Below are 23,036 nucleotides of genomic sequence, written 5' to 3'. Positions count from 1 at the left end.
CGAGGGAATGAGGTGTGGAGGATTCAACTGTGACCGAACCGCCGAACAGGGCACCCCTCGACCGCTTCTCGCACTGGTTCCCGCCGTTCGCGTCGGCCCCGGCACCGGGGTCGACGGCTCCCGCCGCGGAACCCGAGCAGCAACCCCCGGCTCCGACGTGGCTGACCGCGGGCGACGAGCCCGATCCCGCACCACCTGTTCGCGGTAATCAGAGGCTCGTGGTCGCCGGCGTCGCCGCCGCGGTGATCGCCGTCGTCGCCGGTGTGGTCGCCGTGTTCGCCTCGACGTCCGGTGATGCGAGCGGAACTCCCGTCGCCGCTACCGATTCCGGCTGGTGCGTCGAATCCCGCGACGGCGCGACGGTTGTCGGCAACGGTCCCGGCGGGACGTCCGACGGCGTCGCCGCGATCCTGGCCTTCGACCATGCGTACTACGTCGCACGCAGTGGCACGAAGGCCCGCGAGGTGGTCGCCCCCGACGCGCCGCTGGGGTCCGCCGAGTCCATCCAGGGCGGCATCGACTCGGTTGCCGAGGGCACCGAGCACTGCCTCGCCATCACCGAAACCGAACCCGGCCGCTACGCGGTGACGCTGTCGGAACTACGTCCGGACGGGTCGACGAAGAAGTACGAGCAGGTCGTGACCACCGCCGGCCGCGACGGTCGCACGTACATCACATCCATTGGAGACGCGAAGTGACCGACCAACTGCTGCACCCACTTCCGGTGTCGACCCTCGTCCTCGGGGCCTGCGGAGGAGCCGGCGCAACCACGACGACGCTGGGGCTCGCCAACACCGCGGCAGCTCGCGGCGGCGCGGTCGTGGCCGTCGACGCGACACCCGCGGGCGGCGACGTCGCCGAACGTGGCGCCGACGCTGCGCTCTCCGTGAGCGGCCTCGAGCAACTGGTGGCCGCCGGCCCCGTCGCGGACGACGTGTTCGACGGGTACTGCTCCCGCACGAGTGCCGGGACCCGCATCCTGAACCGCCTGGGGGACCAGACCGCGTCGGACGGCGAATTCCACACTCTCACAGGGTTACTGCGGGCTCGCGGAGTGAGTGCCGTCCACGACCTGGGTCACCGGTTGCGCGCCGCATACCTCGCGCCGCTGCTGGCCACCCCGTCACCGATCGTTCTCGTCGTGCCGTGCCGGGCGGACGCGTTCAACCGCCTGCGCTCCGCGTTGCAGTCGATCGGTGACACGCTCGGCGAACCCGGGCTCGCCCGCACCGTCGTCACCGTGTCGAATCAGGACGCCACCGGCTGGCAGGTGGACGTCGACCTTCTCCGCGAGTACTTGGGCGGACAGGTGTGGGGCGTCGAGACCATCCCCTACGACGAACATCTGGGCATGGGAATCGTCATCGATCACAGCCGGCTGGCATCGGACACCCGGGCCGCGTACGAGCGGGTGTCCGCGGCGGCGTCGGCCGTGGCCGAAGGTCGTCCGGAACGGGTCTGAGCGAGGCACTTACCCACATCCGCCCACGGTTTAGTCAGCTGCACCCGCAATTGCAGCGCGTTTGACCAATCGGTGTGCAAACGCGAAGGCTCGCGCCCCCTCACGCCTCCAGCAACCCCTTCAACCTCTGCAGGTCGGCGGTGACGGCTGCTGCGTCCTGCGCGAATTCTTCGGCGGTGACGCCGTCGCGTCGCCGGATGGTGAAGACGACTTCGCTGTGGTACCCGTCGGGGATGACGCGCACGGGGTTGTAGACGGTGTCGCCGCTGGGGAGGGTGACGTCGTGGTCGAGGATGCCGTAGTCGTTGGCGGGTGCGAAGGTCACGGCGACCTGTCCCATCGGGGAGTCCGCGAGCCAGCGGTCGCCGTCCCGGGTGATGTCGGTGCTCAGGCCGGCCGCCCAGGCGGGGAGGTTGGCGGGGTCGCTCGCGTAGGCGTACACGTCGGCGGCGGTCCGAGCGATGAACACACTCACATGAGTTGATTCGGTGGTCATGACTCCCAGCATCCCCGCTCCACGGCACAGGTGATTGAAGAAATCGGACTCCGGTGCTCGATGTCCGAAACCTTCAATGCGGGTCAGTCTGAGGTCGTTAGCGTTCTCGGTATGACCGCAACATTCAGTGCCATCGAACTGGTCGTCCACGACCTGCCCACGTCGCTCGCGTTCTACCGGCGGCTCGGACTCGACATTCCCGCCGACGCCGATCAGGCACCGCACGTCGAATTCGAGTTTCCCGGTGGGATCCGCGTGCTGTGGGACACGGTCGAGACCATCCGCTCGTTCACACCCGACTGGACCGAACCCGCCGGCGGGCATCGCCTCGCCCTCGCTTTCGACTGCGGCACCGCCGCCGACGTCGACACGCTGTTCGACGAGTTCACGGGCGGCGGCTACAACGGTCGGAAGAAGCCGTGGGACGCACCGTGGGGGCAGCGTTACGCCACCGTCGACGATCCCGACGGCAACCCCGTCGACCTCTTTGCCGCGCTCACACCGTGACCAGCTGACCGAACGTGCGGCCGGTCAACTCGTGTGCCTCACGGATCAGGTGGGCCTGATCGGCGAAACCCGCCATGCCGGCCGCCTGAGCTGCGGGGATGGACGAACCCGCCAACCCCAGCGCCGACTGCAATCGAAGGATCCGGGCCAGCATCTTCGGCCCGTAACCGAACTGCCGTCGGCACAGGCGGTGCAGTTGGCGCTCGCCGACACCGATCCGGTCCGCCACCTCGCTAACGGATGTCTGCTGCTCCAGAAGCCGCACGATCGCGGGGATCCTGCCATCCGGCGGCGGCCCGAGGAGCCGGCGAGACCTCGCGAACTCCTCGAGCGCCCGGCCGGGGTCGGCGGCGTCGGCGATCCTGCCGAGGAATTCCGTGGTGGCGCGGTCCGTCAGCACCTCGGCGAGCGGCACCCGAAGGTTGGCCAGCTCCTCCGCCGGCGTCGCCAGAAGATCCGGGAGAGTGCCTGGGGAACAACGTAATCCGACGTAGCGGTCGCCCTCGCGGCTGCGGTTCAGATACGGCCGGGAGTCGGGGCCGGCCACGACGACGTCACCGTTCATCCAGATGAGGTCCATGCAGCCGTCGGGCAGGATGGCCGCCTCACCGCCGGCTGCGGTCTTCTGCCACACCACAGCGCCGGGGAACACCGACCGCCGCTCCGCGTACATGACCCTATGCTAGGCAGACGTCAGGTGCCCGGCTCGACGGCGTGCAGATCCGGATCCCAGTCGTAGACGACTGCGGTCCGCAGCAGGATGTCCTGCAGGGACCGGCGCCGGCCGTCGACTGCCGCCCAGAACAATCCGAACCCGAACATCACGCACAGCACCGCCCGGAGAAGGGCCCGCAGCCAGCCGATCAGTTCACCGTTGCGGCTGACCACCCGCAGCCCCATCGTCACGGCACCGACGGTGCGGCCGCTCACGGCCCAGCACGCCGTCAGGTACAGCACCGACACGCCGATGAACAAGGTCACGGAGAGCACGGCATTGGCATCGGGGAACGAGAATTCCTGCGGCGAGAACAGCAACCGGAGGAACAACACTCCGACATAGATGCCGCCCATCACGGCCAGCACGACTGTCAGGTCGATGCCGGCTGCCAGACCGCGGGTGACGATCCCGGCCGCGCGATGCGCCGGGGTGCTCATGCATCGTCCGGTTCGTGCCCGCGCCCGAACAGCTTGCCCACGAACCCGGCGACGGCGTCGTCGGCCTGCATGCCCTGGGTCCGCACCCCGCGGACCGCCTCGTTGGACATCGAGTCCGTCGACTCGCGGATGATGCGCGGCAGGTCCACGCCCTCGATCACGGTATCGGCGAGCACCACCAGATCGACCCGCCCGATGACGGAGTCCACGTCTACGCGGTCGACGATCGCATCCACGTTTATCCGCGCGGCGACGGCGTCGATGTCGACGCGATCGAGAATCTGCGGGATGTCCACCCGGGCGGCGATGGCATCCACGTCGACGCGGTCGATGATGCGCTGGATGTCGATGCCTTCGGCGACCACGTCCAGGTCGACGTGATCACGCACGATCGTGGTGAGGTCCACCTCCTGAAGAGCGACTTGCACGACTCTTCGCAGCACTGCGTGCAGCACCCGATCCGCGAGTTCGTCGGCACTGCGGAGCGTCTGGGTGCCGCGTTCCTCGAGGGTGACCAGCAGCGGGTCGACTCCCGGCAGGAGTCGCGCCGTGCCGACGCCGAGTCCGATCACACGCTGCAACGCACCGCCGGCGGTCGCGGCGACGCCGGCCGCGAGGCGCAGCGGATCAGGGGCTCTCCTGCCGTCCATACTCGATATCCAAGCCGGTCGGCGCCCGCGACGCACGGGTTCCAGATTTATAGCTCAGGCGTGGGGAGCGCCAGGGCCGTGCACGATTCGCGGGGCGGGCTGTCCGGACGCCGGACGGGGCGCCCAGTCGGCGAGTTCGGTGAGCAACTCGGCGACCCGATCCGAGCAGTGCGCGGGATCCGGTGCCGGTCCCAACCCGAGTCCCTCGACGACCAGCACGTTCCCCTGGGAGAGTCCGTGTACCCCGAGCGACCACCCGAAGTGGCGGTTCCAGGCCAGTACGGCCTTCCGGCCACGGTAGTAGGGGATCTCGCAGGAAAGGGTCACGACCGCGTCGAAAGCGGGGGTGCACCACCAGTCGACCGACTGGGCGCCCACCGTTGTCGCGACGGAACCGACGTACTCACCGACATTCGCCGAGCTGGTGGCCCGGACCTGGCTGATGCTCATACACAACCCACTCTCGACGTTCGCAGAAACCCAGCGGAAGAAGCCGGACGGCAGGTTCACACTCGAGTCATTCGTCACGGACCGCCGGGAGGACGGGTTCGGGTCCGAAGGGCCGGTGGTTCGCGACGAGGCTTCTACTCCATCGTCGGGCTGCGACGGGGCGCCCGGTAGCCACCCTGGGGTGGGGATACACCACCCCGCGCACCTTTGGGGGGAAAACACGAAGGCCACGAACTCGTGGAGTTCGTGGCCTCGATGTCGCGATTCCGAAGAACCGCTTGGGGTGGGCGAAGGGGGACTTGAACCCCCACGTCCCGAAGGACACTGGCACCTGAAGCCAGCGCGTCTGCCATTCCGCCACTCGCCCGAGCGACCCGGAAACATTAACACGAGGTCGCCAGAAATCACGATTCGTACAGGTCAGGACCCGAAAAGGCCACAAAAACACCCGTCCAGGCAAAGACCGATATCATGCAATGGCGTAGACCCGTGTCGTGGCCCGAGGCAATGACAGTACCGTGGGATACGCGCACGGCAGTGCCGCGACACGGACATGTCTCGTCACAGCCACCGCGCACCGAGGACAGTAGGCCCGACAGCCAGGCACCGTGAGGAGGTTCCGATGGGGATAGTTCAACGTTTCGAGCGGAAGCTCCAGGGAGCCGTTGGTGACGCGTTCGCCCGGGTCTTCGGCGGCGGCGTGGTGCCACAGGAGGTGGAGGCCGCTCTTCAGCAGGAAGCCTCCGACCGAATCCAGCAGTTGGACGGTGGGCACCTGCTCGCGCCGAACAGCTATGTCATCGCCATCAACAACTCGGACCACGAAGAACTTGCCGCCGACAGAGACTTGACGGTCAAGGCCTTCGCCCGACACCTCGAAGACTTCATTCGCGACCAGGGCTGGCAGACGTATGGTCCCATTCATGTCGCGTTCGAACCGTCGCCTTCACTGCACACCGGGCAGTTCCGCACCCGGGGTTCGGTGGATCCGGATGCCGGCCGCCCAGGGGCGGCCACGCCGGGGCGACCCGAACCGCCAGGCGGTCCCGCACCGCGACCACAGGCACCGTTTGTACCCGTCACGTCGAATCCAGGAGCTGGCCCCATGACGCAGAACTCAGGCTACGACCCCAGCCGCGAACCAGCGGGCAACCGCAATCCCGACCCGCAGTACGCGCGCAACGGTCATGCCCATGCGGGTCAGGACCAGCGGTACCCGCAGGGCTACCAGAACGGTTACGACCGCGGCGGCTACCAGCAGGGCGGCTACGACCAGCAGCAGTACCCCGACGACCAGCGCGGCGGGTACCCCCAGGATGCCGCGTACGGCCAGGCATACGACCAGGGTGCGCAGGCTCCCGGCTACGAGCAGCCCGCGGACGCCGGCTACGACTACCAGCAGGGCGGCTACCAGCAGGGTTACGACCCGCAGGCGTACGACCAGCAGGCGGCTCCCGCCCGCTACCCGGACGGTTCCTACGCGGAGGCCGGGTACCAGCAGCCGCAGGGCTACGACCAGGGTTACGACCGCGGCGGCTACCAGCAGGGCGGTTACGACCAGCAGGCGTACGACCAGCAGGGCTACGCCGACTACGACCAGGGCGGCTACGGGCAGCAGGCCTACGCGCCCGACGGCCACACGTTCACGGCGACGCTGCAGCTCGAGGACGGCAGTGGACGCCACTTCCAGCTCCGTGAGGGCAACAACATCATCGGCCGCGGCCAGGAGGCACAGTTCCGCCTGCCCGACACCGGTGTGTCGCGCCGCCACATCGACATTCGCTGGGACGGCCAGGTCGCGATGCTGTCCGACCTCGGCTCCACCAACGGCACCACCGTCAACGGTGCCCCCGTGCAGGATTGGCAGCTGGCCGACGGAGACATCATCCGGGCGGGTCATTCGGAGATTCTGGTCCGAATCCTCTGAGGCACCACCGAGTTGGGACTCCGAGTAGGTTCTGCCGATACCCGACCCCGAACTGCCTCACCGAGACCCAACCGAGACGGCTTCGATACTCGACCGACATCGCGTCGGAGCCCGTGTCGGACGTAACACGGTGGGGACTCCGTATCGTTGTGGGCTGTCCGTATCCTGATCCCAGGGTGCGGGTTGCCCATATGATGCTGCGAGAAAAAGACGCTGGAACCTCGAACGTTCCCGCCACAGAAGGAGGTGGACTGCCGTGCAAGGTTTGATTCTGCAACTCACACGAGCAGGTTTCCTGCTTCTGCTGTGGCTTTTCGTGTGGACCGTTCTGCGGGCGTTGCGCGGCGACATCTACGCGGGATCCGGCGTCCGTGTGCCGCCCCGATATTCGCGCAGCGGCAACGTGCTGCCGTCGCTGGGTAAGACCAAGACGGCCAAGTATCTGGTGGTGACGCAGGGCGGCCTCGCCGGCACGCGCATCACTCTCGGCACCCAGCCCGTCCTCATCGGCCGGGCCGACGACTCCACCCTCGTCCTCACCGACGACTACGCCTCCACCCGCCACGCTCGGCTCTCCCCGCGAGGCGCCGACTGGTACGTCGAAGACCTCGGCTCGACCAACGGCACGTACCTGGATCGCGCCAAGGTCACCACATCTGTCCGCGTGCCGCTCGGTACCCCCGTACGGGTCGGCAAAACGGTAATCGAGTTGCGCCCGTGACCCTCGTACTCCGCTATGCCGCCCGCAGTGACCGTGGCCTCGTCCGTTCCAACAACGAAGATTCCGTCTACGCCGGTGCCCGCCTGCTGGCGCTCGCGGACGGCATGGGCGGTCACGCGGCCGGTGAGGTCGCGTCGCAGTTGATGATCGCGGCCCTCGCACATCTCGACGACGACGAGCCCGGCGAAGACCTTCTCGGCAAGCTCGAGGCCGCCACCCGGGAGGGCAACGACTCCATCGCCGACCACGTCGAGGAGGATCCCGAACTCGACGGCATGGGCACCACGCTCACCGCAATCCTGTTCTCCGGCAACAAGCTCGGGCTGGTCCACATCGGCGACTCCCGCGCCTACCTGCTCCGCGACGACTCCCTCGCGCAGATCACCCGGGACGACACGTTCGTGCAGTCCCTCGTCGACGAGGGACGGATCACCGCCGAGCAGGCGCATACCCACCCGCAGCGGTCGCTCATCATGCGCGCCCTCACCGGCAACGAGATCGAGCCGACGCTGACGGTCCGCGAGGCGCGCGCAGGCGACCGTTACCTGCTGTGCTCCGACGGACTGTCGGACGTGGTCAGCGACGAGACCATCGAGAACACGATGCGTGAGGGCTCGCAGGACGAGTGCGCCGACCGGCTCATTGAACTCGCCCTGCGCAGCGGCGGCCCGGACAACGTGACGGTCGTCGTCGCCGACGTCATCGACCTCGATTACGGGCAGAGCCACCCCATCGTCGCCGGTGCCGCCTCCGCCGACGACGAAGAGGACACACCGCCGCCCAACACGGCCGCGGGCCGCGCCGCCGCGATGCGGCCGCCGCGGGCCACCCCGAAGCGGGTGGTCCCGCAGGTCGAGGAACCGCCGACGAAGAAGAAGCGTCACCGCATGTGGTGGGCTGCGCTCGCGCTCGGTCTGATCGTCGTGGTCGCCGTCGCTGCCTTCGTGGGGCGGGCTCTGGTCCGCAACAACTACTACGTCGGCGCCGACGGCGAACGCGTCACCGTGCTGCGCGGAGTTCCCGGCTCGGTGCTGGGTTACTCGCTGCAGGAAGCGAATCTCGTCGGCTGTGTCAGCGATGCCGGCGACCTGACATTGATGTCGCCGACCGAATCACCGAACGGGTGCACCATCCTCGAGGTCGACGACCTCCAGCCGTCCGCCCGCGAGCAGGTGCGTGCCGGGCTGCCCTCGGGCAAGCTCGACGACGTCCGCAACCAGATGACGCGGCTCGCTCAGAACGATCTGCTTCCGGTCTGCGAGTCGGCGTCGTCCACCACCACCACGACGACCACTCCGGCACCGACTCCGGCTCCCGTCCCGGAGACCACGCCGCCGCCCGCGCCTGTCCCCCCGGCCGAGGTGCCGCCCGCACCGGCGCCGAGCACACCCCCGACTCCGACCGCCACCCCGGCGCCGACCGTGACCCAGGTTCCCGGTCAGAACTGCAGGACGGCTAGCTGATGTCGGTCGCAAGTGCATCACCGGGGGCGCAGTTTCCCAGTCCCCCCGGCGGGTTCGCGCCAGCCCCCGTCCAGTCGACGCGCCGGGGCACCGAGCTGATCCTGATCGGTTTCGCGATCCTGATCACGACGATCTCGCTGGTGCTGGTCGAGGCCAGCCAGGAACAGAGCATCACCTGGGACCTCGCCAAGTACGCCGCCGCCTACTCGGCGCTGTTCCTGATCGCGCACCTCGCGGTGCGCCGGTTCGCGCCGTACGCCGACCCGCTGATCCTGCCGATCGTCGCGCTGCTCAACGGCCTCGGGCTGGTGCTGATCCACCGACTCGACCTCGCCGACGCACAGTCCGCCGCCTACTTCGGGCTGCCCGTCCCCTCGCCGGACGCCAACCAGCAGGTGCTGTGGACGACGCTGGCCATCGCCGGTTTCGTGGCCGTGCTGGTGCTGCTCAAGGACTACCGCCTCCTGGCCCGCTACAGCTACACGCTGGGCCTGGCCGGACTGGTGTTCCTCGCCATCCCGGCGATCCTGCCGTCCAGCTTCTCCGAGGTGAACGGCGCGAAGATCTGGATCCGCCTCCCCGGCTTCAGCATTCAGCCCGGCGAGTTCGCGAAGATCCTCCTGATCATCTTCTTCGCGTCGGTGCTGGTCGCGAAGCGCGACCTGTTCACCACCGCAGGCAAGCACGTGTTCGGCATCGACCTCCCCCGCGCCCGCGACCTCGGCCCCATCCTCGTCGCGTGGATGGTGTCGGTGGGTGTGCTCGTGCTGGAGAAGGACCTCGGCACGTCGCTGCTGCTGTTCAGCACCGTGCTGGTGATGCTCTACATCGCCACCGAGCGCGTCGGCTGGCTGCTGATCGGCGTCGGACTGCTCGGAATCGGCTTCTTCTTCGCCTACCAGCTGTTCGGCCACGTCCGGGTCCGGGTCAGCACCTGGCTCGACCCGCTGGCCGACTACAACAACACCGGCTACCAGATCTCGCAGTCGCTGTTCGGACTCGCGACCGGCGGTGTGGCCGGAACGGGACTCGGCAGCGGACGACCCGCCCAGGTGCCGTTCGCGAAGACCGACTTCATCGTCGCCACGATCGGTGAGGAGCTCGGTCTGATCGGGCTCGCCGCCGTCCTGATGCTGTTCCTGATCCTCGTCATCCGCGGTCTGCGCACCGCGCTGGCCGTCCGCGACAGCTTCGGCAAGCTCCTCGCGGCCGGGCTGTCTTTCACGATCGCGGTGCAGGTGTTCGTGGTGGTCGGCGGCGTCACCAAGCTGATCCCGCTCACCGGTCTGACCACGCCATTCATGTCCTACGGTGGGTCGTCGCTGCTCGCCAACTATCTCCTTCTCGCGATCCTGATCAAGATCTCCGACGCCGCCCGTGAGCCGGCCGTCCCGAAGAAAAAGGGCCCCGCACCCATCGCCGACGCCCCGACCGAGATGGTGCCGCGCTCATGAACACACCTCTGCGTCGCGTCGCGATCGCCGTCATGGTGATGGTGGTCGCCCTCCTCGCCAACGCCACCTACGTTCAGGTCATCAAGGCGGACAACCTGCGGGCCGATCCGCGGAACTCGCGCGTGCTGCTCGACGAGTACTCGCGTCAGCGCGGCCAGATCTCGGCGGCCGGCCAGGTGCTCGCGGCGTCCGTCCCGACCGACGACCGCTACAAGTACCTGCGCACCTACCCGCCGAACCCGGCGGCACCGTCCAGCCCGCTGGCCAACGCACCGGTCACCGGTTTCTACTCGATGCAGTACGGCAGCACCGGTCTCGAGCGGGCCGAGGACCCGGTCCTCAACGGCTCCGACAACCGGCTGTTCGGGCGTCGCTTCTTCGACCTCGTGTCCGGGCGCGACCCGCGCGGCGGCAACGTGGTGACCACGATCAACCCGGTCATGCAGCAGGTGGCGTACGACGAGCTGACGGCGAAGGGCTACACCGGTTCGGTCGTCGCGATCGAACCGAGCACCGGACGCATCCTCACGATGGTCAGCACCCCGAGCTACGACCCCAACTCGCTCGCCAGCCACGACGGCACCGAGACCACCCAGGCGTGGGAGGCCCTCAACGCCGACCCGGAGAAGCCGCTGATCAACCGTGCGGTGTCGCAGACGTACCCGCCGGGCTCCACGTTCAAGGTGGTGGTGACCGCGGCGGCGCTCGCCGCCGGAACCACCCCTGACACCCAGCTGACCGCCGCCCCGCAGATCACCCTTCCCGGCACGTCGACGACGCTCGAGAACTACAACGGCTCCACGTGTGGCGGCGCCCCCACCGCGTCGCTGCGTGAGGCGTTCGCGCGGTCCTGCAACACGGCGTTCGTCGAACTCGGTGTGAAGACCGGCGCCGACGCCGTCAGCGACCAGTCCAGCGCGCTCGGCATCGGTGGGCAGATGCCCGGCGTCCCGTTCCCCGTCGCGGACAGCACGATCGGGTCGATCCCCGACGACGCCGCACTCGGTCAGAGCAGCATCGGCCAGCGTGACGTCGCGCTCACTCCCCTGCAGAACGCGATGATCGCGGCTACCGTCGCCAACGGTGGGGTGCGGATGCAACCGCAACTGGTGTCCGAACTGCAGGGGCCGGACCTGTCCAACCTCGCGACCACCAACCCGGTGTCCGAAGGCCAGGCGATGTCGTCCCAGGTGGCGGCCACCCTGACCGACCTGATGATCGGTTCCGAGAACAACACCAGCGGCGAAGGCAAGATCCCGGGCGTCCAGATCGCGTCCAAGACGGGCACCGCCGAGCACGGGACCGACCCTCGGAACACCCCGCCCCACGCCTGGTACATCGGATTCGCACCCGCCCAGAACCCGACCGTGGCCATTGCGGTCATCGTCGAGGACGGCGGAGATCGTGCACTGGCCGCAACCGGCGGCTCGGTGGCTGCACCTATCGGCCGTGCCGTCATCGCAGCCGGACTACAAGGGGGCTGATTGTGGCACTGAACAACGGCGCGTTGATCGCCAATCGATACCGCCTGATCCGGCTCATCGCCACGGGCGGAATGGGACAGGTCTGGGAAGCGACGGACAACAGGCTCAACCGTCGTGTCGCGGTGAAGGTGCTGAAGTCCGAGTTCTCGTCCGACCCGGAGTTCGTCGAACGGTTCCGTTTCGAGGCGCGTACCACCGCGCAGCTGAACCATTCCGGCATCGCCGGAATCTACGACTACGGCGAGGTCCGCGACGCCACCGGCGATTCCACCGCCTACCTGGTGATGGAACTCGTCAACGGTGAGCCGCTCAACGCCGTCCTCTCGCGGGTGGGCCGCCTCGCGGTGCCGCACGCCCTGGACATGCTCGAGCAGACCGGACGGGCGCTGCAGGTGGCGCACGACGCCGGAGTCGTGCACCGCGACGTGAAGCCCGGCAATATCCTGATCACCCCCACCGGCCAGGTGAAGATCACCGACTTCGGCATCGCGAAGGCCGTGGAGAACTCGCCGATCACGCGGACCGGCATGGTGATGGGCACCGCGCAGTACATCGCCCCCGAGCAGGCGCTCGGCCAGGACGCGACCGCGGCGAGCGACGTGTACTCCCTCGGCATCGTCGGCTACGAGGCGCTGTCCGGACGTCGCCCGTTCGTCGGCGACGGCGCGATCACCGTCGCGATGAAGCACGTCCAAGAGGCGCCGGCACCGTTGCCGAGCGACCTGCCGCCGAACATCCGCGAACTCATCGACATCACGATCGCGAAGGATCCGAGCACCCGCTACGCCAGTGGCGGAGAGTTCGCCGACGCGGTCGCGGCGGTCCGGGCGGGCAGGCGTCCCCCGCCGCCCGGCGTGTCGGGTACCGGGGCGGCGCGGGTTCTGCCGCCGCCGATGACCGGTGCAACCCAGATGATGCCGCCCTCGCAGACCGCGTACGCGGGACCGGTCACCGGGCAGGTGCCGCCGGACGACTCGAACGGTGACGGCAAGAAGGGCGGGCTGACCAGCGGCCAGAAGGCCGTGGCCTGGGGTGCGGGTGGTCTGCTCCTGCTGGCGGCGATCATCGGGCTCGCGCTCGTCCTGTTCGACGGTGGTGACACGAAGGAACCGACGTCGCCGGCGATTACGTCGTCGCTGCGGACGATCACGACGACACCGCGGCCGACGACCACCACCACGACCGAGGAACAGACGACCACCACCGAGCCGCCGTACACGACGACCACCACCCAGCCGTACACGACCACCACCACCCCGCCGCCGACCACGACGACGACAGAGCCGACGACGACTACCACCACCACCACCACGACCACCACCGCCCCCACGACGACGACCACGACGACCACGTCGGAGGAGTCAACTACTCCGACCCCACAAGGACTGCCATGACGACACCGCGCAACCTCTCCTCACGCTACGAGCTGGGTGAGATTCTCGGCTTCGGTGGCATGTCCGAGGTCCACCTCGCCCGCGACGTCCGACTCAGCCGTGACGTCGCGATCAAGGTCCTGCGCGCCGACCTGGCCCGCGACCCCACGTTCTACCTGCGATTCCGTCGCGAGGCGCAGAACGCGGCGGCGCTGAACCATCCGGCGATCGTGGCCGTCTACGACACCGGCGAGGCGGAAACCGAAGCGGGACCGCTGCCGTACATCGTGATGGAGTACGTCGACGGCGACACGTTGCGGGACATCGTGCGCAGCGAGGGCCCGATGGCACCGCGCCGCGCGATGGAAGTCATCTCGGACGTGTGCGCGGCGCTCGACTTCAGCCACCGCAACGGCATCGTGCACCGCGACGTGAAGCCCGCCAACGTGATGATCAACCGTGCGGGTGCGGTGAAGGTGATGGACTTCGGCATCGCGCGAGCGATCTCCGACGCGTCCAGCCCCATGACGCAGACGGCCGCCGTCATCGGCACCGCCCAGTACCTGTCGCCCGAGCAGGCCCGCGGCGAGCAGGTCGACGCCCGCTCCGACGTGTACTCCCTCGGCTGCGTGCTGTTCGAGATCCTCACCGGCGAACCCCCGTTCAAGGGTGACTCCCCGGTCGCGGTCGCGTACCAGCACGTGCGGGAGGACCCGCAGACACCGTCCGCGGTCAACCCGGACATTCCGCGTGAGCTCGACTCGGTGATCCTCAAGGCGATGAGCAAGAACCCCGCCAACCGCTACCAGACCGCCGCGGACATGCGCAGCGACCTGGTCCGGGTGCTCGGCGGGCAGCGCCCCAGCGCGCCGATGGTCATGAGCGACGAGGACCGCACCACGATCCTCGGGGCCGTCGACACCGGCGCGGGAAACTACCGGCGCCAGCAGTCACCGGCCCCGGCCACCGCGTCGAAGACGGACGGCGGCGAGCCCGACAACAAGAAGAAGAACCCGATGCGGGTGGCGCTGATGGCGCTGGGCGCCCTCATCGTCGTCGGCATCGTCGGCGCGTTCCTGTGGTCCGTCGGCCCGGGTTCGAAGGCCGATCAGGTGACCATGCCGGACGTCACGAACCAGGCCGCGGACGACGCCGAGACGACACTGCAGAACCTCGGTTTCCGCGTCGCCAGGCAACAGAAACCGGACGCCGTCGTGGCGACCGGCAACGTCATCACCACCCGCCCCGTCGGCGGCGTGCAGGTGGACGAGGGCAGCACGATCACCCTCGAGGTGTCGTCGGGCCCCGAACAGGTGAAGGTCCCGCGGCTCGCCGGTCTCACCCAGCAGGAAGCGCAGCAGGAGCTGAACGCGGTGGGACTGCGGCTCGACACCGCTGTCGCCCGTGCACCGTCCGACGTGTCCGACGTCGACAAGGTGATCGAACAGAACCCGTCCTCCGGCGCGAGCATCTCCCTCGACTCCGAGGTCGCCGTCACGCTGGGCACCGGGCCGGAGCAGATCCGCATCCCCGACGTGACCGGCCAGAAGGTGGAGGTCGCGCAGGCGAACATCGAGGGCGCCGGTTTCAAGGTGCAGATCCAGAACATCGATTCCGGTGTGCCGAAGGGCCAGGTCGTCTCCACCGACCCCGTCGGCGGCTCCACCGCCGCCAAGGGTGACACCATCCAGATCCGGGTGTCGAACGGCAACAACATCGAGATGCCGGACCTGACGGGCAAGACGGTGTCGCAGGCACTCGCCGAGCTGCGCAGCGCCGGCTGGAGCGGGTCGTCGAGCTCGCTGAATCAGACGCAGACGTCCACCCTGGACCCGGAGATGGTCGGCAAGATCATCAGCCAGGAACAGCCGCCGGGATCGGAGATCACCAAGAACGGGGTCGTCTCCGTCGGTGTCGGCGCGCTGGGCATCCCGCGGTAGGCGGCTCCGCCACCCGTGCGCCTTTCTGGTTGCTGTAGCTACCAAAAAGGCGCACGGGCGCTACGCGCCCAACGCTTGCGCGACCTCGGTCTCGAGGGTGGCGACGAGGGATTCCTTCGGGGCTTCGCCGCAGACGGCGAGCCAGTTGGCGAGCATGCGGTGCCCGCCCTCGGTGAGCACGGACTCCGGGTGGAACTGGACGCCGTGGATCGGCAGTTCCCGGTGCCGCATCGCCATGACGATGCCGCTGTCGGTGTGGGCGGTGACCTCGAGTTCGTCCGGGATGGTGTCTTCCAGGACGGTCAGCGAGTGGTAGCGCGTGGCGGTGAACGGGTCGGGAAGACCCGCGAGAACGCCCTCGCCGGTGTGGTGGACGATGCTGGTCTTGCCGTGCAGGAGTTCGGGTGCCCGGTCGACGGTGGCGCCGAATGCGGCCCCGATCGCCTGGTGTCCGAGGCACACCCCGAGAAGCGGCGTCTTGGCCGCGGCACACGCCGTGACCAGGTCCATCGTCGCGCCTGCCCGCTGCGGTGTGCCGGGGCCGGGGCTCAGCAGAATGCCGTCGAACTCGGCCGCTGCCGCCGCGACGGCGTCGGGCCCGGTGAGGTTCGGATCGTCGTTGCGCCAGACCACGGCCCGTGTTCCCAGCTGTCCGAGGTACTGGACCAGGTTGAACACGAAGCTGTCGTAGTTGTCGACGACGAGAATCCTCATGGAAGCAGGGTATTCTGCCCGCTTCCCGCTCTGCACGGCCGGGGACCGTTCGGGCTCAGTGCCCCGCGTATCCGGGCACGGACAGTTGACCGGACGCCGCCTCCGAGTAGCCGAGACCGAACCGTGAGGCGTACTGCTTGAATACCCGGATTCCGGGTTCGTTGGCGAGCGCCGCCTCCAGTCGCGCGGGATCCCCGATCGCCGACATGACGTAGGGCGGGCTGTAGGTGCGACCGTGCAGCAGCAGGGTGTTGCCGATGCAGCGCGGTGCCGACGTGTTCACGATCCGCTGGTCCTGCATGCTGATCGCCTCGGCACCGCCCACCCACAGTGCGTTCAGCACACTCTGGACGTCCTGCTGGTGGACGACGAGATCGTCCGGCGACGCGTCGACGGGATATTTGCCGTCCGCGTCGCGGGGGGCGTCGGTGAGTGTGACGGTGACGCCGGGACCGGTCATCGGTGTGAGTCCGGCATCGGTGGCGAGCGCCTTGCTGTCGGCGAGCGCCTGCGCGACACCGCTGTCGGACGCGGCGGCGTCCTGCTGCAGCGATTCGACCTGCGCCGCCAGCCGGTCGCGGGTCTCGGCGACCTGTTCGGTCTCGGACTGGGCGTTGCGCACGAGGTCGGACAGTCGGGTGGAATCGCCGGCGCGAATCTCGTTGCCGTGCGACACCTGACGGGTGGTGGCCACCAGCAGACCGGCCACGAGACACACCACCAGCACCGCGATCCGCCAGAAGATCGACCTGGTCACCGGTGTTTCCGTCCCCTCGTCCTCGCCGCGCGAATCGCGGCTACGTTAGCGTGTACACACGCAGGTATTTCCGAATCTACCTGCCCACATTCCTGTTGAGCCGCACGAACGAGGACGTCATGCCGAAGTCGAAGGTCCGAAAGAAGACCGATTACACGATCAACCCTGCGAGCCGCACCCCGGTGAAGGTGAAGGCCGGCCCCTCGAGCACCCTGTACGTCTCGGTGATGCTCGGGTTCATGCTGGTCGGCCTGGTGTGGCTGCTCGTCTACTACCTGGCCGCCGACCAGCTCGAGTGGATGAACAACCTCGGTGCCTACAACTTCCTCATCGGATTCGGCTTCATGGTGGTCGGTCTGATCATGACGATGCGCTGGCGTTGACCATCACAATTACACCCATGTCATTCATCCCCAATGTGGACAACCCCTGTGGATAGCCGCAGGTCGAGTGCTGATGTCCGCTGACGAGGCACCGCTGGAGTGGTCGACGCCCCTCGCCGCGGTGATCGCTCTCGCCGCGGGCGGAGTCGCGTTGGGGGTCGCGGGACTTTCCGTGTCGACCGAGCCGGCGGGCCGTGTCCTCGTGTGCTTCGCCGCCCTCGGGCTGCTGCTGACCGCCGCGTCCGCGCTCCGGCAACGCCCGCGCCTCGCCATCGACAAGGAGGGCGGCGGGATCGTGGTGAACCGGCTGAGCGGCCGCCACGGGTATGCCCGCTCGGAGATCGAACGCGCGCGGCTCGTGCGCTATCCCCGGCTGGGCCGCCGGGTGCCGATGCTCGAGATCGACGTCCGCACCGAGGACGGCACCGAACGCCTCCTGATCTTCGGCCGGTGGGATCTCGGCACCAATCCGGAGGACGTGTTCGATGCCCTCGCGGTGCACCGTCTGGTGGGCCGGGGTCAGTAGCCGAAGCTCGCGCGCAGCTGCAGGGTGCGGATCGCGATGACGGCGAGCGGCACCAGCATCACGACGCCGAGGCAGACCCAGCCGACGATGACGGCCTTCTCCCGGTTGTTCCCGACGCCCAGCAGTTGGGGCCCGTAGAGGATTCCCGCGGTGGCCGCGGCTCCGGCGACCAGGCCGCCGAGATGCCCCCACAGTGAGATGCCGGGGATCGTGATGCTGATGATCACGTTGATGGCGATCACCGAGATCACCGGTGCGGGGCTGCGCCGCAGACGCAGGAGGATGACGGCCTGAGCGCCCATCAGTCCGAAGACGGCACCCGACGCACCCGCGGTGACCGCGCCGAGTTGGAACAGCATCACCGCGGCGGAACCGCCGAGCAGCGACGCGAAGTACACGCAGGCGTAGCGGGCACGCCCGAGGACCAGTTCGGTGTCGCGGCCGATCACCCACAGCGCGAACATGTTGACGGCCAGGTGGATGATGCCGAAGTGGAGGAATCCGCTGCCGAGCACGCGGACGATCTGCCCGTCCACGACAGCGGGTGGGAACAGCGCCCAGTCCGCGAAGAGCTTCGACCCGGCCTGGTTCTGCATGATGCTGCGGGCCTGCGCCGCGGTGATCAGGAAGATGCCGACGTTCGCGGCCATCAGGATGTACGTCACAAGCGGTGTCGGACGCTGTGTGGTCACGGCGCCGGCGACGTTACGGACCGGGCGGACATCACGCCGTCCGGCGGCGACGCAGTCGACACACTGGTAGCCGACGGCCGCTTCGCGCAGGCAGTCGGGGCACGCGGGACGACCGCACCGGTTGCACGACAGCGCAGTGGGGCGATCGGGGTGGCGGACGCACCGCGGCTGGGGCGGAGTGCCCTCGTTCGCGGCACCGCCCCAGCCGGGGTTGGTCATGTGCTGCAGTTCCCTACGCGATGGTGACGCTGTTGATCACGACCGGCTCGAGCGGACGGTCCGCGCGATCGGTGGCGGTGGTCGAGATGGCGTCGACGACCTTCTTCGACTCCTCGTCGACGACCTCACCGAAAATGGTGTGGCGACGGTTGAGGTGCGGCGTCGGGCCGGTGGTGATGAAGAACTGCGAACCGTTGGTTCCCGGGCCGGCGTTCGCCATGGCCAGGATGTACGCGCGGTCGAACTGCAGTTCCGGGTGGAACTCGTCGCCGAACTTGTAGCCCGGGCCACCGGCGCCGGTGCCCGTGGGGTCGCCGCCCTGGATCATGAATCCGTCGATGACGCGGTGGAAGACGGCGCCGTCGTAGAACGGTCCGGAGTCGGTGCCACCGGCGTTGGCGGTGCTGTAGTCCTTCGAACCGTCGGCCAGGCCGACGAAGTTCTCGACGGTCTTGGGCGCGTGGTTGCCGAACAGCGCTATCTTGATGTCGCCGCGGTTGGTGTGCAGCGTTGCGGTTGCGGTCTGATGAGGTGAAGTCACACCACCATGTTGCCATTGTGGGGTTCCGTGTGGTTCCGCCGCGGTGACTCGAGTACTTCGGATCGGTTCGTGCTCCCGGTTCTTGTGACAAAGTGGTTACATGACACGAGCGACGGAGTCCCTCACGAATCTGCTTCCGACCCAACGCGCCGAGACCCTGCAGGAGCAGGTCTCCGAACGAGTCGAGACCGCTCTGGCCCACGTCGAGGATTCGGCTTCCCGCGTCAAGGAATCCGAGGCTGTCGATCAGGCGCGGCGCTACGCACGCTCGGCGGCACTCGCCACGGCTCGCGGCGCCGGCCGGCTCAGTCTGTTCCTCGGCCGTCAGGGCGCCTCGCTGGCCAAGAAGGGTTACGAACGCGCCCGGACGGTGCCGGTGAAGAAGGTCGCCAAGGATGTCGTTCGTCCCTTGACCTCGGCCGTGGCGCCGGTCGAGGAGAAGAAGTCGCGAAAGGGCCGTCGCATCGCGATCGTCGTCCTCGTGGGTGCCGCTGTCGCCGGGGGCGCAGTGTTCGTCAAGAGCCGCCGCCGCGAGCAGCCGCGGGTCGCCTCCGCTCCCCCGAACCTGCGCGACCTCGACAACGCGGACATGCAGCAGCCCACGCCGCCCACGGCGACGAAGCCCCTCACCGCAACTGATCCGTCACTCCCCGGCCAGTAGAGGGCGCGGTCTCCGGCATCTGCGAATCCTTTCGTTTCACGGCTTGTACCAGGGGTATCCCGCAGGCAGATGCGCACCAGCGCGAGGATCCGTTCCGAGGAGCAGACATGACCGCCAGACGTATCGTCCACCGCATCGCCGTCGTCACGTTTCCGATCGCCGCCACGGCGGCTCTGCTGACGGCCGGCCCCGCCGGCGCCGACCCGCCGCACCCGTTCGGCGGACCGGCCCTGACCATCGGATGTCCGAACCAGGGCAGCCTGATGTCGTTGACGGCGCTCACCGGACAGTCCGGGCCGGAGGCGTCACCGCCCATCGCCGACGGCGACATCCGTTTCGAGTCACGCCCCGCCGCGCCACCGATCCCGGCGGCCGCGCAGGTCACCGTGGCCTGGGTCAACACCGACAGCGGACGTTCGGGGATCGTGAACCTCGGCGGCGTCTACCCCTTCCTGTCCGCGACGGTGAACACCGGCGTCGGGAACGTGGTGGCGACGGCGTTCGGATCGATCAACTTCGGCAGCAGCCCGATCTGCCAGGCGAACCCGGCCATCGGCACGTTCATTGCGTGAGTTCGGCCGTGTTGCAGCCGAACCGTCGCCGATAGTCGGCGGGTGCGACGCCGACCACCCGGTTGAAGTGGTGGCGCAGAAGCGCGCCGGACCCGAATCCGCTGCGCCTCGAGATCGCCTCGAGGCCGAGGTCGGTGCCCTCGAGTAGCTGCCGCGCGTAGAGGACCCGCTGCGTCGTCAGCCACTTCACCGGGGTGGTGCCCGTCTCGGCCGCGAACTTGCGGGCGAACGTGCGCGTCGACATGGACGAGCGGGCCGCGAGCTCGTCGATTGTGTGCGGCAACTCGAGGTTTTCGCTCATCCACGCCATTGTCTCGCTCAGGCTGTCCGACGTGCACGCGACCACCGGCTGCTCGATGAACTGGCGCTGTCCCCCGTCGCGCTGCGGCGGCACGACCATCCTGCGGGCGATCGTGTTGGCGACGGTGGAACCGAGCTCCCGGCGCACCACGTGCAGGCACGCATCGATGCCGGCCGCGGTGCCCGCACTGGTGACGAGGTTGCCCTCGTCGACGAACAGGACGTCGGGGTCGACGGTCGCGGTCGGGAACCGGGTGGCCAGTTCTTCGACGTACTCCCAGTGGGTGGTGCACTTGCGCCCGTCCAGGAGCCCCGCCTCGCCGAGCAGGAAGACACCCGAGCACAGGCTGAGGACGATGGCACCGGCATCCGCGGCGCCGCGCACCGCGTCGAGCACCTCCACCGGGAAGCCGGACTGCGCCCCCGGCGGCGGCACCACGACGAGATCGGCGTCGCGCAGGGAGTCCAGTCCGTAGTCGGCGGACAGCGTGAGTCCCGGCGTGATCGACGCGAGCGGTTCGCCGGGACGGATCCCGCAGATCCGGAAGTCGAACGGCGGAACCCCGTGTTCGGTGCGGTCGATTCCGAACACTTCACAGACCACCCCGAACTCGAACATCGAGACACGGTCGAGGAGGAGCGTTGCGACCTTGGAGATCATGACCCCAGTCTAAGTGGCGACATCTTGCCGGACCATGTCGAAACGGCCAATCATTCGCGGACCGACCCGCAGATCGACACGAGCGCGCGCGCCAGCGTGGCCTGGTGCAGTGGGTCGAGACGCTGTTCGGCAGTCACCGCGACCGCGGCGTCCACCAGAGCGGGCACGCAGCCCGGACCGGCGAGCACGGCCTCCTGTTCGCGCAGCTGCAGCAGAATATCCGTGTTCTGGCGGTCGATCACCGGACGGACCTGCGTCAGGTCGGGCCGGACGGTCGGCGCCGCGCCGGGTGCGACGCTCCACCAGCCGAAGAGGGCGCGCTGCACCTCCTTGTTGGCCTCGATCTGGTCGCGGAAGATCTGCTGCACCCGCCCCGCACTCAGACCCTCGTCGGCCGCCTGCGAAGCCACCGCACCCAGGACCTGGGCCTCGCGCGCGGGATCGTCGATCGGCGACGACGTGCCCCACTTGGCGGCCGCCACCGCGTCTGCCGTGGCGAGGCGCAGCGAGACCGCCAGGGCGATCGGTTCCAGGGGACGGGTCTGCGCACCCGCGGGCACGGCACCGCCTACCGCCAACATCGCGAGCATCACCGCGGCGACGACCGCGCGGCGGGCGACTGCGGGCCGGACCGGGGCCATGGTGCGAGTGTAGGGCCGGTCAGTCGTCCAGCCCGGCGACTCCGCGTTTCCAGTACCCGGTGAACAGCGAATCCATCCGGTCCCGGCTCCACGCGCGTAGAGGCTTGATGTCATTCGCCTCGCCTGCCGCGAACAGGAAGCAGCGGCAGTCGGGCAGCGCGAGCGACTGCACCGTCGACGCCAGAGCGGACTCACCGCCGTGGCGCACGAGCCACGTCACGTCCACGTTCTCGCGCACGGCCAGCGGGTAGCCGTGCTCGACGTCGTCGTCGGTCTCGATCACAACGTGCGCCGAGACGTCGGCCGGGGACTCGTCGAGCCACCGCGCGACCGCCGGCAGCGCGGTGGAATCGACCGCGAACACGTAGTGGTCGAAGTTGTGGGCGAAGGCCTTGGCGCCGGGCGGTCCGGCGATGGTCACCTCGTCGCCGACCGCGACCGTCGTCGCCCAGGAGGACGCGAGCCCGCCGTCGTGCAGCACGAAGTCCAGGTCGAGTTCGCGGGCCTCGGCGTCGTAGCGGCGGATGGTGTATTTCCGCGTGGTCGGGAGCGGTCGCGGCCAGTCGAGCATCATCGCGTCGTTCACCACGGGCACGCGGCGGGTGCCGTCCGGATCGGGGAACACGATCTTGACGTGATCGTCGGCCTGATAGGTGTGGAACCCGTCGAGTCCGGGGCCGCCGATAGTCAGACGCACCATGCGGGGTGTGACGTACTCGCGTGCCCGGACCGTGACCGTGCGGACTCCGATCGGGTAACCGATTCGTGCGGTTCCCTCACCGTTCCGGTGGTGGGATGCGACGCGGCTGCGCGGCTCGAGGCGTTCACGGGCTCCGGGATCGAGTGCGGTCATGAAGTAAGGGTAACCTCACCCCACTCTGGTCCGCACAGCAGTGTGCCCCGGACTCTTCCGAATCCGGGGCACACCGTTTCTGTATTCGTACTTGTGGAGCCTAGGAGATTCGAACTCCTGACATCTGCCTTGCAAAGGCAGCGCTCTACCAACTGAGCTAAGGCCCCGTTACCTCGTGCCACACCTCGTTGCCGCGGAGCAACTTGGACAGTCCGATCGCCACCAGCACTCCGGCTCCCACAAACAGGAGGACCTTCATGCGAATGACCTTTCACCGGCACCAGGAGTGGGCCTAGGAGGACTTGAACCTCCGACCTCTTCGTTATCAGCGAAGCGCTCTAACCGCCTGAGCTATAGGCCCCTGAAGTCTGGAAACTCATCTCGCGCAGTTCCCTGAACCGAGTCGGAAGATTACCCCACCGGACCGGCAACTA

26 protein-coding genes and 3 tRNA genes are annotated in these 23,036 nt (G+C 68.3%); 14 read left to right on the top strand and 15 right to left on the bottom strand.

Annotated elements, in window-relative coordinates; all coding sequences use genetic code 11:
* The first annotated feature begins 29 nt into the window (after positions 1 to 29).
* Positions 30 to 698, top strand: coding sequence for a DUF8176 domain-containing protein (locus QM841_RS29260; RefSeq protein WP_283334713.1), 669 nt, complete (start codon positions 30 to 32; stop codon positions 696 to 698).
* Positions 695 to 1,462 (top strand): hypothetical protein, encoded by a 768-nt coding sequence (locus QM841_RS29255; protein ID WP_283334712.1) that lies wholly within the window; start codon positions 695 to 697, stop codon positions 1,460 to 1,462. The genes QM841_RS29260 and QM841_RS29255 overlap by 4 nt, the downstream gene beginning before the upstream one ends.
* 100 nt (positions 1,463 to 1,562) lie before the next feature.
* Here QM841_RS29255 and QM841_RS29250 read toward each other — a convergent pair whose 3' ends face one another.
* Positions 1,563 to 1,958, bottom strand: a complete 396-nt coding sequence (locus QM841_RS29250; RefSeq protein ID WP_283334711.1) for an SRPBCC family protein — start codon at positions 1,956 to 1,958, stop codon at positions 1,563 to 1,565.
* Positions 1,959 to 2,069: 111 nt separating this feature from the next.
* Here QM841_RS29250 and QM841_RS29245 point away from each other — a divergent pair, with 111 nt between their 5' ends.
* Positions 2,070 to 2,465 carry a VOC family protein gene (locus tag QM841_RS29245; RefSeq protein ID WP_283334710.1) on the top strand — a complete coding sequence of 132 codons (396 nt, stop codon included), beginning with the start codon at positions 2,070 to 2,072 and terminating at the stop codon, positions 2,463 to 2,465.
* On the opposite strand, the gene QM841_RS29240 is transcribed toward QM841_RS29245, so the two are convergent.
* The 5 genes from QM841_RS29240 to QM841_RS29220 all read right to left on the bottom strand — a co-directional run bounded on the left by QM841_RS29240 (position 2,455) and on the right by QM841_RS29220 (position 5,087).
* Positions 2,455 to 3,138: an AraC family transcriptional regulator gene (locus tag QM841_RS29240; protein WP_283334709.1), complete on the bottom strand. Its 684-nt coding sequence runs from the start codon at positions 3,136 to 3,138 to the stop codon at positions 2,455 to 2,457. The two genes, QM841_RS29245 and QM841_RS29240, sit on opposite strands and share 11 nt — an antisense overlap.
* 20 nt (positions 3,139 to 3,158) lie before the next feature.
* Entirely contained in the window at positions 3,159 to 3,620 is a 462-nt protein-coding gene (locus QM841_RS29235; RefSeq protein ID WP_283334708.1) for an RDD family protein, read from the bottom strand.
* Positions 3,617 to 4,270 (bottom strand): hypothetical protein, encoded by a 654-nt coding sequence (locus QM841_RS29230; protein ID WP_283334707.1) that lies wholly within the window; start codon positions 4,268 to 4,270, stop codon positions 3,617 to 3,619. Before QM841_RS29230 ends, QM841_RS29235 begins: the two co-directional genes overlap by 4 nt.
* A 54-nt stretch (positions 4,271 to 4,324) precedes the next feature.
* A complete protein-coding gene (locus tag QM841_RS29225) occupies positions 4,325 to 4,720 on the bottom strand; it encodes a DUF6292 family protein (protein WP_280783102.1) in 396 nt (131 codons plus the stop codon).
* 284 nt (positions 4,721 to 5,004) lie between these two features.
* Positions 5,005 to 5,087: transfer RNA gene (locus QM841_RS29220), tRNA-Leu, on the bottom strand.
* A gap of 255 nt (positions 5,088 to 5,342) precedes the next feature.
* On the opposite strand from QM841_RS29220, the gene QM841_RS29215 reads away from it, so the two are divergent.
* The 7 genes from QM841_RS29215 (at position 5,343) to pknB (ending at position 15,082) form a co-directional block, all read left to right on the top strand.
* Positions 5,343 to 6,647, top strand: a complete 1,305-nt coding sequence (locus QM841_RS29215; RefSeq protein ID WP_283334706.1) for an FHA domain-containing protein — start codon at positions 5,343 to 5,345, stop codon at positions 6,645 to 6,647.
* A 256-nt stretch (positions 6,648 to 6,903) separates the two neighbouring features.
* On the top strand, positions 6,904 to 7,368 hold the full coding sequence (locus QM841_RS29210) for an FHA domain-containing protein FhaB/FipA (protein ID WP_005249074.1): 465 nt from the start codon (positions 6,904 to 6,906) through the stop codon (positions 7,366 to 7,368).
* Positions 7,365 to 8,831, top strand: coding sequence for a PP2C family protein-serine/threonine phosphatase (locus QM841_RS29205; protein ID WP_280783100.1), 1,467 nt, complete (start codon positions 7,365 to 7,367; stop codon positions 8,829 to 8,831). The genes QM841_RS29210 and QM841_RS29205 overlap by 4 nt, the downstream gene beginning before the upstream one ends.
* Positions 8,831 to 10,285 carry an FtsW/RodA/SpoVE family cell cycle protein gene (locus QM841_RS29200; protein ID WP_009476773.1) on the top strand — a complete coding sequence of 485 codons (1,455 nt, stop codon included), beginning with the start codon at positions 8,831 to 8,833 and terminating at the stop codon, positions 10,283 to 10,285. The genes QM841_RS29205 and QM841_RS29200 overlap by 1 nt, the downstream gene beginning before the upstream one ends.
* Entirely contained in the window at positions 10,282 to 11,769 is a 1,488-nt protein-coding gene (locus QM841_RS29195) for a penicillin-binding transpeptidase domain-containing protein (protein WP_283334705.1), read from the top strand. The genes QM841_RS29200 and QM841_RS29195 overlap by 4 nt, the downstream gene beginning before the upstream one ends.
* 2 nt (positions 11,770 to 11,771) lie before the next feature.
* The gene (locus QM841_RS29190) at positions 11,772 to 13,163 is read left to right on the top strand and encodes a protein kinase domain-containing protein (protein WP_283334704.1); all 1,392 of its coding nucleotides are present in this window, start codon (positions 11,772 to 11,774) and stop codon (positions 13,161 to 13,163) included.
* Positions 13,160 to 15,082 (top strand): Stk1 family PASTA domain-containing Ser/Thr kinase, encoded by a 1,923-nt coding sequence (gene pknB / locus QM841_RS29185; protein ID WP_283334703.1) that lies wholly within the window; start codon positions 13,160 to 13,162, stop codon positions 15,080 to 15,082. The genes QM841_RS29190 and pknB overlap by 4 nt, the downstream gene beginning before the upstream one ends.
* 60 nt (positions 15,083 to 15,142) lie before the next feature.
* Here pknB and QM841_RS29180 read toward each other — a convergent pair whose 3' ends face one another.
* Positions 15,143 to 15,796 carry an aminodeoxychorismate/anthranilate synthase component II gene (locus QM841_RS29180; protein ID WP_280783096.1) on the bottom strand — a complete coding sequence of 218 codons (654 nt, stop codon included), beginning with the start codon at positions 15,794 to 15,796 and terminating at the stop codon, positions 15,143 to 15,145.
* A gap of 55 nt (positions 15,797 to 15,851) precedes the next feature.
* The gene (locus tag QM841_RS29175) at positions 15,852 to 16,553 is read right to left on the bottom strand and encodes a DUF881 domain-containing protein (protein ID WP_283334702.1); all 702 of its coding nucleotides are present in this window, start codon (positions 16,551 to 16,553) and stop codon (positions 15,852 to 15,854) included.
* Between the two features lie 119 nt (positions 16,554 to 16,672).
* On the opposite strand from QM841_RS29175, the gene crgA reads away from it, so the two are divergent.
* Both crgA and QM841_RS29165 read left to right on the top strand, forming a co-directional pair.
* On the top strand, positions 16,673 to 16,936 hold the full coding sequence (gene crgA, locus QM841_RS29170; RefSeq protein WP_005249082.1) for a cell division protein CrgA: 264 nt from the start codon (positions 16,673 to 16,675) through the stop codon (positions 16,934 to 16,936).
* A 67-nt stretch (positions 16,937 to 17,003) separates the two neighbouring features.
* Positions 17,004 to 17,462 (top strand): PH domain-containing protein, encoded by a 459-nt coding sequence (locus QM841_RS29165; RefSeq protein WP_283334701.1) that lies wholly within the window; start codon positions 17,004 to 17,006, stop codon positions 17,460 to 17,462.
* On the opposite strand, the gene QM841_RS29160 is transcribed toward QM841_RS29165, so the two are convergent.
* Entirely contained in the window at positions 17,456 to 18,373 is a 918-nt protein-coding gene (locus QM841_RS29160; RefSeq protein WP_283334700.1) for a rhomboid family intramembrane serine protease, read from the bottom strand. The genes QM841_RS29165 and QM841_RS29160 overlap by 7 nt on opposite strands.
* A gap of 13 nt (positions 18,374 to 18,386) precedes the next feature.
* A complete protein-coding gene (locus QM841_RS29155; RefSeq protein WP_025431550.1) occupies positions 18,387 to 18,914 on the bottom strand; it encodes a peptidylprolyl isomerase in 528 nt (175 codons plus the stop codon).
* Between the two features lie 100 nt (positions 18,915 to 19,014).
* On the opposite strand from QM841_RS29155, the gene QM841_RS29150 reads away from it, so the two are divergent.
* Positions 19,015 to 19,575, top strand: coding sequence for a hypothetical protein (locus QM841_RS29150; protein WP_283334699.1), 561 nt, complete (start codon positions 19,015 to 19,017; stop codon positions 19,573 to 19,575).
* A gap of 107 nt (positions 19,576 to 19,682) precedes the next feature.
* On the top strand, positions 19,683 to 20,147 hold the full coding sequence (locus QM841_RS29145) for a hypothetical protein (RefSeq protein ID WP_283334698.1): 465 nt from the start codon (positions 19,683 to 19,685) through the stop codon (positions 20,145 to 20,147).
* Here the strand turns inward: QM841_RS29145 and QM841_RS29140 are convergent.
* The 5 genes from QM841_RS29140 to QM841_RS29120 form a co-directional block, all read right to left on the bottom strand.
* A complete protein-coding gene (locus QM841_RS29140; protein WP_283334697.1) occupies positions 20,137 to 21,108 on the bottom strand; it encodes a helix-turn-helix domain-containing protein in 972 nt (323 codons plus the stop codon). The genes QM841_RS29145 and QM841_RS29140 overlap by 11 nt on opposite strands.
* 50 nt (positions 21,109 to 21,158) lie before the next feature.
* On the bottom strand, positions 21,159 to 21,749 hold the full coding sequence (locus tag QM841_RS29135) for a chorismate mutase (RefSeq protein WP_283334696.1): 591 nt from the start codon (positions 21,747 to 21,749) through the stop codon (positions 21,159 to 21,161).
* A 19-nt stretch (positions 21,750 to 21,768) separates the two neighbouring features.
* A complete protein-coding gene (locus QM841_RS29130) occupies positions 21,769 to 22,602 on the bottom strand; it encodes a siderophore-interacting protein (RefSeq protein ID WP_283334695.1) in 834 nt (277 codons plus the stop codon).
* Between the two features lie 94 nt (positions 22,603 to 22,696).
* Positions 22,697 to 22,769 (bottom strand) — tRNA-Ala (locus QM841_RS29125).
* A 120-nt stretch (positions 22,770 to 22,889) separates the two neighbouring features.
* Positions 22,890 to 22,963, bottom strand: a tRNA-Ile gene (locus QM841_RS29120).
* Between the last annotated feature and the right edge of the window lie 73 nt (positions 22,964 to 23,036).

Origin of the sequence: Rhodococcus sp. IEGM 1307 (assembly GCF_030056915.1) — a bacterium.
Lineage (GTDB): Bacteria > Actinomycetota > Actinomycetes > Mycobacteriales > Mycobacteriaceae > Rhodococcus_F > Rhodococcus_F opacus_D.
Note: the sequence above shows the minus strand (reverse complement) of the source record. Positions and strands in the feature narration are given on the sequence as shown.